At 42.5% G+C, this 11,498-nt stretch carries 13 protein-coding genes; 10 read left to right on the top strand and 3 right to left on the bottom strand.

Annotated features, from left to right (window positions below):
- Nucleotides 1-54 precede the first annotated feature (54 nt).
- Both AC27FM_RS10385 and AC27FM_RS10380 read right to left on the bottom strand, forming a co-directional pair.
- A complete protein-coding gene (locus tag AC27FM_RS10385) occupies nt 55-249 on the bottom strand; it encodes a hypothetical protein (RefSeq protein ID WP_487088047.1) in 195 nt (64 codons plus the stop codon).
- Between the two features lie 81 nt (nt 250-330).
- Entirely contained in the window at nt 331-483 is a 153-nt protein-coding gene (locus AC27FM_RS10380) for a DUF6095 family protein (protein ID WP_487088045.1), read from the bottom strand.
- A gap of 195 nt (nt 484-678) precedes the next feature.
- Here AC27FM_RS10380 and AC27FM_RS10375 point away from each other — a divergent pair, with 195 nt between their 5' ends.
- The 4 genes from AC27FM_RS10375 to AC27FM_RS10360 all read left to right on the top strand — a co-directional run bounded on the left by AC27FM_RS10375 (nt 679) and on the right by AC27FM_RS10360 (nt 4,436).
- Nucleotides 679-1,788, top strand: coding sequence for an SLC13 family permease (locus AC27FM_RS10375; protein WP_487088043.1), 1,110 nt, complete (start codon nt 679-681; stop codon nt 1,786-1,788).
- 108 nt (nt 1,789-1,896) lie between these two features.
- Nucleotides 1,897-2,421: a ClbS/DfsB family four-helix bundle protein gene (locus AC27FM_RS10370; protein ID WP_487088042.1), complete on the top strand. Its 525-nt coding sequence runs from the start codon at nt 1,897-1,899 to the stop codon at nt 2,419-2,421.
- A 61-nt stretch (nt 2,422-2,482) separates the two neighbouring features.
- Entirely contained in the window at nt 2,483-2,968 is a 486-nt protein-coding gene (locus AC27FM_RS10365; RefSeq protein WP_487088040.1) for a PH domain-containing protein, read from the top strand.
- On the top strand, nt 2,958-4,436 hold the full coding sequence (locus AC27FM_RS10360) for a PH domain-containing protein (protein WP_487088038.1): 1,479 nt from the start codon (nt 2,958-2,960) through the stop codon (nt 4,434-4,436). Before AC27FM_RS10365 ends, AC27FM_RS10360 begins: the two co-directional genes overlap by 11 nt.
- A 38-nt stretch (nt 4,437-4,474) precedes the next feature.
- Here the strand turns inward: AC27FM_RS10360 and AC27FM_RS10355 are convergent, their stop codons facing one another.
- The gene (locus AC27FM_RS10355) at nt 4,475-5,419 is read right to left on the bottom strand and encodes a Dyp-type peroxidase (protein ID WP_487088037.1); all 945 of its coding nucleotides are present in this window, start codon (nt 5,417-5,419) and stop codon (nt 4,475-4,477) included.
- Nucleotides 5,420-5,621: 202 nt separating this feature from the next.
- Between AC27FM_RS10355 and AC27FM_RS10350 the strand changes: the two genes are divergently transcribed.
- The 6 genes from AC27FM_RS10350 to AC27FM_RS10325 are packed head-to-tail and all read left to right on the top strand — an operon-like array spanning nt 5,622 to nt 11,342.
- The gene (locus tag AC27FM_RS10350) at nt 5,622-6,515 is read left to right on the top strand and encodes an alpha/beta hydrolase (protein ID WP_487088035.1); all 894 of its coding nucleotides are present in this window, start codon (nt 5,622-5,624) and stop codon (nt 6,513-6,515) included.
- 19 nt (nt 6,516-6,534) lie between these two features.
- Nucleotides 6,535-7,992, top strand: a complete 1,458-nt coding sequence (locus AC27FM_RS10345) for a PTS transporter subunit EIIC (protein WP_487088033.1) — start codon at nt 6,535-6,537, stop codon at nt 7,990-7,992.
- Nucleotides 7,993-8,007: 15 nt separating this feature from the next.
- The gene (locus AC27FM_RS10340) at nt 8,008-9,075 is read left to right on the top strand and encodes a MupG family TIM beta-alpha barrel fold protein (protein WP_487088031.1); all 1,068 of its coding nucleotides are present in this window, start codon (nt 8,008-8,010) and stop codon (nt 9,073-9,075) included.
- Between the two features lies 1 nt (nt 9,076).
- On the top strand, nt 9,077-9,967 hold the full coding sequence (murQ, locus tag AC27FM_RS10335; protein ID WP_487088029.1) for an N-acetylmuramic acid 6-phosphate etherase: 891 nt from the start codon (nt 9,077-9,079) through the stop codon (nt 9,965-9,967).
- Between the two features lie 14 nt (nt 9,968-9,981).
- Nucleotides 9,982-10,848, top strand: coding sequence for a MurR/RpiR family transcriptional regulator (locus AC27FM_RS10330; RefSeq protein ID WP_487088027.1), 867 nt, complete (start codon nt 9,982-9,984; stop codon nt 10,846-10,848).
- Complete coding sequence (locus AC27FM_RS10325; protein WP_487088025.1) at nt 10,848-11,342, top strand: PTS sugar transporter subunit IIA; 495 nt, start codon at nt 10,848-10,850, stop codon at nt 11,340-11,342. The genes AC27FM_RS10330 and AC27FM_RS10325 overlap by 1 nt, the downstream gene beginning before the upstream one ends.
- The last annotated feature ends 156 nt before the right edge of the window (nt 11,343-11,498 follow it).

Below are 11,498 nucleotides of genomic sequence, written 5' to 3'. Positions count from 1 at the left end.
ATAACAAAAAAAATTACGTATCGGGAAATTAATCCTGTACGTAATTTTTTTGTGTTATTTTTTGATTTTTTCTGCTTTAGGAGTGGTTTGGTAGTTATCTTTTACGAACCACAAAGCAGCGGCGACTAATAAAATTCCTGATACGATCAAGAAAATTCTTCCAACGTGAAATCCCGGATTGATCGTCATCTCCAGAACTGACAGAATCATTGAAATCAATAATAAGATGGATGTTCTTTTTAAGATCATTAGACGTCGTCCCCCTTAAACTTTTTTTGTAAGGGAATTATAACAGAAAACGCTTTATTGAGGGAAGAGAAAAATGATTATTTATTTCGGAATTATCAAAAAAATTCCGAAGAAAGAAATCCCTGTGCCAACCGATAAGAGAAGATAATATACCGATTCTTTCCGAGCTTTGAATGAGATTGTGGAAATTGTGATGCCAATTATTAAAGTTAAGACCGCAAAAAATATTTGCATATTATCATCTCCTTGATATTGGTAGTCTTTCATTTTAATTATATCTAAGTTAAAATGTATAAGGCTTTTTGTAATAAATTATTTCTAATATAATAATAGGTAAAAATTAAATAGCAAATTTCCATAATTATCTTTTTCATTTCAAGAAATATCCTTATACTAGTAAGGGTACTTCTTTTTTTAGGGGAAACGTAAATGGCTGTATTAAAACGAGTTTTTTCAGATAAGGTCTTGTGGATTGCCGGGGCAGCAGCAATTCTCACTTCCATCTTTATAAGTCCACCGCAATTGATGGACATCAATTGGAAAACAATTGCTTCACTGACGTCTATGATGATCATAATTCAAATCTACGACTATCTAGACTTTTTGAAATATTACGCTGCGTATTTGACACATAAGGCAAAGACCACACGACAGATGATGCTGATGCTTGCTAGTATAGCATTTTTCGGAGCAATGTTCTTGACGAATGATGTTGCGATCCTGACGTTGGTTCCTTTATATTACCAGCTTTCGAAACATTTAAAAATCAATCCGATCTTTCCCGTCATTATTATTGCAATGGCGGCCAACCTCGGTAGTATATTCACCCCATTCGGTAATACGCACAACTTGTTCTTGCTGACGCACTTTGATTTAGGGATCAAACAATTCTTTATCATGTCGACACCGATCACGATCATCAACTTCTTGGCGATCTTCCTATTAACTAGGTTCTTCCCCAAGGACAAGGTCGAGTTGAGTGCACTACCAACTGTGGAATTGAATATTCCTAGTTTGAGTTTGACAGTTTTCGTGACGATCGTTATTTTCTTAGGAATCTTCTCCGTCATCCCGATGTGGGGAGCATTGATCGCCGCCATCTTGTTAGTCATCTTCATCAATCCGCATATTTTGGAATCAGTGGATTATTCGATCGTCTTGATATTCATGTGCTTCTTCATCGCCGTGGGCAATATCAATCGTGAACCGGCGATCGTCAATCACCTACATGACTTCATTCAGACCCGCGGTAGCACGTATCTAACTTCGATCATCACTAGTCAATTCATCAGTAACGTGCCAACGACTATCTTAGTTTCGAAGTTCTCTAAGTACGTTCATGCCATCTTCTTAGGAACTAATATCGGTGGCTTGGGTTCAGTAGTGGCCTCACTGGCTAATTTATTAGCCTTTAAGCAATATCGTTTCTTCTTCAAGGAACATCCCGGTAGATATTTGGCAATTTTTGGTGCCATCAACTTTACGATGTTACTGATCATCGGAACTATCGGCTACTTCTTGATCGACTTCGGATTATAATTATTACATAAAAAATCAGCCTCTAACATCTGTCATCAGATATTAGAGGCTATTTGTTTGTGTATAGGATAAAATGGATCTTATAAAACCTAACGGAGGGCTGACTCTATGAGAACATATGTTGACAAGGAAGAACTGGTGGCTCAAGTACGATCTACATACGCCAAGTTTATTATTGAATTCGATGATGTTCCTGAGGACAAACGAAATGTATTGCTCGAACCAGTCGATAAGACGCCGTCACAAATATTAGCTTATCAAATCGGCTGGTTGAGTTTGCTATTGGCTTGGGAACAACAAGAAAAGCGAGGACAGACGGTCATCACACCGACAGCTGAGTACAAGTGGAATAATCTCGGAGGACTTTATCAGAAGTTTTACTTGGACTATGATGCCCCGATCAGCCAACAATGTAAACAACTAGACCAATTAGTCGCAGATCTCTGTACATGGGTGCTATCGCTATCATCTACCGAATTATTTGGGTTGCACCAACGACAGTGGGCGAACAACGACGCGCAGTGGCCGCTGTGGAAATGGATCCATATCAATAGCGTGGCACCATTTACGAATTTTCGTCCTAAGATTCGTAAATGGAAAAAACTAAATAAAATCACTGCCACTGATGGGTAACATTTGTGTCGTTACCTCAGCCCTTGATATACTTAATAAAAATGTCGTGAGGGGAGCGCATATGAATGAAGTAGAGAAATTACCTAAGAGTATCAAGACTATCTGGAGGATACATGCAGTTATCGAATTTGTGATTTTTTTGATAATAGTTCAATTAGTCAGCCTGCTCAGATTAGTATTACCTGACAATATCGTCGGCTATTACGACCTCGGTGTTGGGATTGTTGTGGCAGTGGGGGCTGCTTTCTTTGTTTTAAGTCTGTTTTGGGTCGTTTACTTGTGGAATTTTTGGACGTACTTTATCGATGAACGCCAAGTCCAGTTACACAGTGGCTTTTTTTTCAGGAAGCAAGTCATCATCCCGATCGCTAGAGTCCAAAACGTCACGCTCAAGCAAGGTCCTATCTTACGATGGAAGAATCTTCAAAAAGTAGTCATCGTAACGGCGGCAGGACAGAGTGAGATCGACGGTATCGAATCTAAGCGAGCTGATGACTTGAAGGAAATGATCATGCAGCTGGCGCAGGAGGCAAAAAATGACATCTAAACCTAGACGTTTGCATCCCGCCGCCATGTTGTTCTTCTTATATAAGGATATCAAGAATGCGATTTTTCCTGCCGCCATCTCGATGATCGTGTTGTACAACTACAATAAATTATTGGCGGTAGCTATCATGATTGCCGTAGTAGTCTTAGTCATCGCAGAGGACGTCTTACGTTATGTGACTTTCAGCTATCAATTTTTCAAAGATGAAATCCTAGTCAAGAGTGGTGTCTTCATCAAAAAAGTTAATCACATCCCGTATGATCGAATCCAAAATATCACGGCTAATCAGTGGTTCTTCCTAAAGCCATTTCATCTGGAGGAACTAGAGATCGAGACGGCGGGGCATTCAGATGGTCTCGAAGTGACTTTGTCAGCAGTCGATGTGAAACTCAAGGACGAACTAAATCTTTATCGTAAAAGATTCAATTCGGAAGAAGCTACTCAAAATGTTTCACAGGAAACTTTTTCGCCTGAAAAGCCGGTAACACCAACGAATGAAGCGCCTAACATACAGACGTATTCGATAACTTGGCAAGAGTTACTGAAGTTTTCTCTGACCTCACCAGCGTTTTTATCCGGATTATTGGTCGTGCTAGCTTTTTACGGTAAGATTCAGCAGGGTATCAGTGAACGATTTTATACCGCAGCGGCTAAGGAATTCGTCCACTTAGGTTGGATGCTCGTGCTAGTAGGTCTGTTCATCGTCTTACTAGTCTTTTATTTAGTTTCCGTCTTAGTTTTGATCGCACAATATTATCATTTTCAGCTGGTCAAAGAAGACAATCAATTCCGGATGCAATACGGTTATTTCAAGACGAAAAAAACCAGCATCTCACAAAATCGTATCCAAGCAGTCGTCGTCAAGCAGACCTTATTGAGAAGGATGCTCCATATCGCTTCGGTCAAGCTAGTGATCATCTCTAACTCCAAAAAAAACGAGACTGAAAAAGACATCATCGTGATGCCGGTGATCGAAACGGCCAATCTGAATGATTTCTTGAAGCAGTTTTTCCCACACATCCCCATTGATGAGCTAGTCTTACACGATGTTAGTGGCAGAACGTACTATTATGACCTGCGCAACGCGGCGATCTTCAGTCTGATAACTGACGTCTTGATCGGTGTGTTCGTAGTCCGTCTGTCTCTCTGGTGGTTATTAGCAGTGGTGAGCATCTCAGCGATTTATTGGCTACCAGTGGCGTATCTTAACGCCAGAAGGGCACGTTTGTCACTGCTCAGTGCAGATTACATGTTCCTCCAAAACAACCAAGTGACCTCGAAGAACTCGTATTACGTCCCCAAAAATAGCATTCAAATGCTGGATCGGCGGCAGAGTATTTGGTTGGGCCACAAAAAATTCGCGCACATGCGTTTGAGTTGTCGTTCAGGCATCGGTGAGCGGGTCCTGAAGGTCAAGTATTTACCTCAAGCGCAGATCGATGCGATAGTTGAGTGGTATAAGCATTAAAAAAACTGAGACATCATCGTCTCAGTTTTTTGTTTGGCTTAATATTCTTCTTCAGCGATTTTGTCCAAAGTATCTTTGGAAGGGATGAAGAATAAGTTACCAGTGATCGGTGTACTAAAGTCTAGTAGGCGGTCACTCTTAGTGAACATGTTTTTTAACATACGATTAGTGATCGAGAAGTCCTTCGAGTAGCCGATGAAGTAAGTACCTTTGATGTCCTTTGCTGGCTCCGAATAAGGTACGTTCATCCGAACGATCTTGTGCTCCACGCCACCTTCTTCGTCTTTTGAAGCGACATTGTGTGCGTTAGGTAATTTGACGTCGTCAGCTAATTCACGGTCATTGAACTTGTGACGACCGATCGACTTCTCTTGATCTTCAGTCTTCAAGGCATCCCATGCTTCCATGTTGTGAGTGTACTTCTGAGCGAAGGCGTAGGATCCGTTGACGAATTCAGGGTCTGCTTCTTCATCGATCAGAGTGTAATCCATCGACTCGATACCGGCAGGGTTCTCAGTCCCATCGATGAAGCCGATGATGGCACGACCTTCAAAGTAACGGAAACCGTGTGTCTCGTCTTCAACAGTAGTGATCGGACGTAGGATGCCCATGAATTGGTCCATCAATTCGTAACAAACTGCCATCTTGCTGGCACGAACGTGGATGAAGAGGTCACCTGGGGTAGAGACCGCAGTGTACTTGGGACCTTCGATCTCCTCAAATGGTGCCAGTTGCTTTGGCTTAGGTGCGTCAGGGAACAAGTAATCCCAAGCGTCAGAACCAAATCCCCAAGCAATGTGTGCTTGAGCTTCGGGTGCACGGACCCGCATACTATTGATGATCGAATTCGACATGTCGGCGAATTCCGCGATCGCTTCTCTAGCTTCGGTTTGATCCTCACGTTTGAGCATGAGAGTAGTAAAAATAACACTTTCTCCAGCGTCCTTATAAACATCTTGAGCACGCTTAATATCAACAGTCATATCATTACCTCCGAGGTTTATTTGTACGCCATAAGCTTATCATATTGGGATAATAAATATAGTGATAAAGATTTATTGTCTATGAAATTTAATTTTATTTATTAAGGTATTTTTAAGTAAATATTGAAATAAAGTTTCATATGAAGTATTATTTCAGTGTAAACGGTACCACTACGTTAAATTATGTTTGGAGGGGATTCAAATGAAGTCACGTATTACAAAGTTTTTGGCAATTGTTGCAAGCTTTGTAGGCTTATGGTCACTACTGATCGGCTATTCAGAAACAGAGGTAAAAGCTGCAGATGCAGTTTCACCTATCAGTAAGGTCGTAACTACGACAGTTTATTCGAAACAAATGCACTTGGATTGGAACTATGATGTCTATCTACCAGCAGGTTACAATCCTAAGGGCAATAAGACATATCCAGTTTTATATATGATGCATGGATTATACGGAAATCATCGTAACTTATTAGAGAGATTCAACTCTCAACAAATGCTCGATGGAACCATGAATCGTGAACATCAAAAGGCGATCGTCGTCTTCGTTGATGGTTTCAATAGTTTCTTCGTGAACCAAAAGGGTGGTTTGAAGATGGAAAGTGCCATCATGAAAGACCTCGTACCCACGATCGACAAGACTTACAAAGTATCTAAGTCAAAGAAGGATCACGCTGTTGGCGGTATCTCGATGGGTGGCTACGGTGCCGCTCGTTTAGCACTCAAATATCCTGATTACTTCTCAAAGGCAGTTTTGATCTCACCATCAGTTTGGTACAAACTACCAAAGGACAATCCTATCAGAATGAACATGCACGCCTTCACTAATGGCAAGACTAACTGGTCGGACAAAGTCTATGATGATCTGTTCCCAACTAATTACGTCAATGACAAATCAAGATCAGTTAAATTCTACGTTGAATCAACCACAGACGACACGACTGTTCCAGTAAAAGACGTTAATAAATTCGTCAAAGAAATGAAGAAAGACAAAGTTTCAGTTAAATACGTTAAGGATACTGGCGACAACCACAATTGGGCTTATTGGACGAAAGCAACACCAAAAGGTTACAACTGGGTTATGAACCAATTCTAAATAAGGGGGGAAACTTGAAATGAGTAATAAAGATATAGCAAGTGAAATCCTTGAAAATGTTGGTGGCAAAGATAATGTCACGGCAAACGTCGCTTGTATGACACGTTTGAGATTAGGCATTGAGGATAATGACAAAGTTAATGTAGATGGATTGAAGAGGATCGACGGGGTCTTAGCTGTTGTCGAAGCCGATACGCTTCAAGTCGTCTTAGGACCAGGTAAGGTCAATAAAGTAGCGGAACCATTCGCAGAAATGACAGGTGTTCCACTCGGCAGTGAAGAAGATGATGAGGCCACGGTTGCGGCTGATAGTAAGGCTGCTGAATTGCACAACGTCAAGAACATCGCTAGTGAGAACAAAAAGGCCAATAAGGCCAAGCACGATAAACCACTACAACGTGGTCTACAACATATCGCTAACGTCTTCATTCCATTGTTACCAGGTATCATTGCTGCTGGATTGATCAATGGACTAGCTAACGTTATCGACTATCAAACTGGGCAGGCGTTCGTCACTGACTGGTGGTACATGACTATCAAGACCATTGGTTGGGGACTATTCACATTCTTACCTATCTTCGTTGGTATGAATGCCGCACGTGAATTCAAAGGTAGTGCCATCTTAGGTGGTATCGGTGGTACGCTGTGCCTCGGTGTTACTATCACAGGCTCACCACTTAGCTCACAAGCTATCTCGATGCCATTTACTGATGCACCATATACCGTTGGTGTCGGTGGTTTGATCACAGCCTTATTCATGGGTATCTTCTTCGCATGGTTAGAGCGTAGCATTCGCAAGTTCATGCCTAGTGTACTAGATACTTTCTTCACACCATTATTGACAGTTATCATCGGTTCACTCTTAGCCGTTGTCTTCCTACAACCAGTCGGTGCATGGCTCACAACTGCTATCTACGTAGTCATGGACTTCACTTATACCAAGTTGAGTGTCTTCGGTGGCTTCATATTATCATCAACCTTCTTAGCTTTAGTTTCAGTTGGTTTGCACCAAGCTCTAACACCTATCCACGTACTCTTGAATGACCCAACAGGTCCTACTAAGGGTATCAACTACTTGTTACCGATCCTAATGATGGCCGGTGGTGGTCAAGTTGGTGCTGGATTTGCTCTATACTTCAAGTCTAAGAACAAGCGCTTCAAGAAAATGGTTATGAGTTCAATTCCTGTTGCTATCCTCGGAGTTGGTGAACCATTGATGTATGCCGTTACCTTACCACTAGGTCGAGCCTTCATTACTGCCTGTATCGGAGCAGGATTCGGTGGTATCGCCGCATCATTGTTCCATCTAGGTGCTGTATCACAGGGTGTGTCTGGTTTATTCGGACTATTGATCATGCAACCAGGTCAACAATTGCAATTCTTGATCGCCTTGTTCATCGCCTATATCGGTGGCTTCGTCGTAACTTGGTTCTTCGGCTTCAATGAAGATCGTATTAACGAAATCTATCCAGAATAAGGGGAAGTAGTAAAGATGCTAGGATTCTCAGTATACTTACACGATCCATTAACAAATGACGAGCTCCACCAGATCGAGCGCTACGCTCAAGCAGGCTTTGAAGGTGTCTTCACATCGATCAATCTGCCAGAAGATGACCCGAAAAACTTACTCGCTAACTTAGCTGAGTTGGGTGAAGTCTGTCAGCGGTATGACTTGCAATTGACCGTGGATATTTCTTCAGCTTCGATGAAACGACTGGACTTACAATTAGATGCCGCTGACTTCGAACGCTTGACCAGCTTGCACGTCGACATGTTGCGTATCGATGACGGGATAACTAATCAACAGATTGCTGAGATTTCTCACCAACTCAAGTTGGCCCTGAATGCCAGCACGATCGTTGACCAAGATGTCAGTGAATTACAAGCGGCAGGAGCTGACTTCGACAATCTAGAAGCATGGCACAACTACTACCCACGCAAAAATACCGGATTGAGCGACGAGTGGTTCGACCAAAAAAATCACTGGCTCAAGGAAAATGGCTTCACCGTGATGGCCTTTATCCCCGGTGACACTCAGTTGCGTGGTCCTGTACACGCTGGCTTGCCGACCTTAGAATCAGACCGCGAGCGTCATCCACTAGCTTCAGCGATTCGTCTAAAGTCATCAGTCGATCGAATCTACCTAGGTGACCCACTGATTCAGAGCCAAACTCTGGAACAGTTCAAAAAATATTTCCAAGACGATGTCATCCTATTACATGCACAAATCTTCGCCAATGCCCCAGCATATCTGACACAAGTAATGCACCAACGAGCTGATGTGGCTAGGGATGTAGTCAGGTTGCGAGAAGGACGCTTGTGGAATACGGTCATGATACCACCTAGGAATACAACTGTACGACCAGTTGGAGCTATCACCATGGATAATGTAGTCGCTGGTCGTTATCAAGGCGAGTTGCAGTTACTGAGATCATCCTTGCCACTGGATAAGACGGTCAATGTCATCGGACAGATAACCAAAACCGATATCGAGTTACTAAATAATTGTGGAGCAAATCAAGCAATTGAAATATGCAAGACAGAGGATGGAGTGAACTAATATGGATATAGACAAATTATCCACAGAGAGCCGTAACTCTATGACAACCAATCTGGACTTGATGAGCCCATTAGACATTGTTACAGTTATGAATTCTGAGGATAAAAAGGTTTCAGAAGCAGTTGAGGAAGTTCTACCACAAGTAGCACAGGCAGTAGAATTGATCACTAAATCTTTCAAAAAAAACGGTCGTCTCTTCTATATGGGAGCTGGAACTAGTGGTCGTCTGGGCGTCCTAGATGCAGCTGAATGTGTGCCAACCTTTGGGACTGATCCCGAGATGGTCCAAGGACTGATCGCCGGTGGTATGGATGCGATGATCGTTGCCGTCGAAGGTGCTGAAGACGACGCCAAACTAGGCAAGCAAGACTTAGTAGACAAGCAACTGACATCTAACGATGTCGTCGTGGGCATCGCCGCAAGTGGGAGAACCCCATATGTCGTCGGTGCTCTAGACTACGCTGAAAGTATCGGTGCTGGCACCGTTTCGCTCTCTTGTAATGACCAGGCCGAGATCAGTAAGCACGCTAAAATCGCCATCGAAGTCGTTCCCGGACCAGAGATATTGTCCGGTTCAACGCGCTTGAAGTCTGGCACAGCTCAAAAGATGATCTTGAACATGCTATCGACCGCTTCGATGGTCGGTATCGGCAAGACGTACGGTAATCTGATGGTGGACGTGCAACCGACTAACGAAAAACTGGTTCAACGTTCGAAGAATATCATCATGGATATTACCAAGGTTGACGACGCCACAGCTGAAAAAGCCTTGAAAGAGGCTGACTATTCGGTTAAATTAGCTATAATTATAATTATGAATTCGGACACAAAAGCTCAAGCAGAGGCAGACCTAAACCAAGCTGGAGGTTTCGTCCGAAAAGCTATCAAGTAAAGCAGGTGAGTCTAATGGATAACACTATTCTTTTGTCGATTCGAGCACAACAAAATATCAATAGCAAGGCCGAGAACGTACTGGGAGATTATATCTTGAATAACGCTCAGATGGTCCCGCAACTGACCGTAGCTGAATTGGCAAGTAAGAGCGGTGTTAGCCAAGCCACCGTAGTCAGGTTCGCGAAGAACCTAGGCTTGAATGGTTTCAAAGAATTAAAGGTCGAACTCGCACGCGGTACGAGCAATACCAGTACGAGTTTGTCCAGTGAAATTTCACCGACTGATACATTGGATGAACTGAAGCAAAAGATGTCACTACGAGTGCAACATGCCATCGATGTGACTAATCGAGAATTGAGGACGGAGCTAGTAGATGAGACGGTAGACGAACTACAAGCTCATGCCGTGATCCAAGCATACGGCTTAGGTGCGTCAGGCTTAGTTGCTCAAGACTTCACCCAGAAGTTCTCACGGATCGGCAAGACCGTGATCAATACTGATGATACGCATCAGTTTGCTGTAAATTTACTGACGCAGACGTCATCACAGATTTTGATTTTATTTTCAGATTCAGGCGAGTCCAAGGAGACGGTCAAGATCGGTAGCTTGGCAGTCGCCAACAAAGTCCCGATCATCGGTGTGACCTCTGATGGTGAGAGCAGTCTAGCAAAGATATCTGATATTTTGTTACTAACGAGTGACTCGATGCCACGTGATCAGATACGGTCTGCCGCCACAACCTCATTAATGAGTCAGTTATATGCCGTAGATTTGATATACTATTGTTATTTACAACGAGATTATGATAGCAATGTTCAAAAACTCAAAGAGACGCATAGTTTAGTTGATGAAATTTTTCATAAAGGAAGTAAGAAATAATGTTTAATTTTTTGAAGAAACACAAGAATCTACCGGATTGGGATGAGACGACCTTCTTAGCACCAGCTGATGGTGAGTTGATCCCGATCGAGGAAGTCAACGACCCCGTCTTCGCACAGAAAGCTATGGGTGAAGGCTTTGGATTAGTCCCTAGCTCCAATGATATTTACAGTCCCGTATCTGGTACCGTGACGATGATCGCTGACACTAAGCACGGCATCGGCATCACAACAGTTGATGGTGAAGAATTATTGTTGCACATGGGTATCGATACAGTTGAATTAAAAGGCGAACCCTTCAAAGTTATGATCAGCAGTGGTGAGAAGATCACGGCCGGTCAAAAAATCGCAGAAATGAATCTATCCGAAGTGAAAGCTGCGGGTAAAGAGACCACTATTATATTGGCAGTGACTAATTCATTGGACAAGGGCTGGCAAGTTCACTTGCAAACTCAAGGTACAGTGGTTCATAATGATTTAGCCGCTAAGTTATAATTTCAATCAAAGATGAACTTGGGACAAAAAGTCTCAAGTTCATTTTTTTGTTTAAAATTATAAAAAATTAAAAAACACAAAATAAAATTGTTGATTTTGTCAACAATTTGTCTAATAATTAGCGAGAATAGAAAATAGCTAAGTAGTGAATTCGAA

The organism is Companilactobacillus sp. y65-5, assembly GCF_057541095.1.
This window is presented reverse-complemented; position numbering and strand designations above follow the sequence as displayed.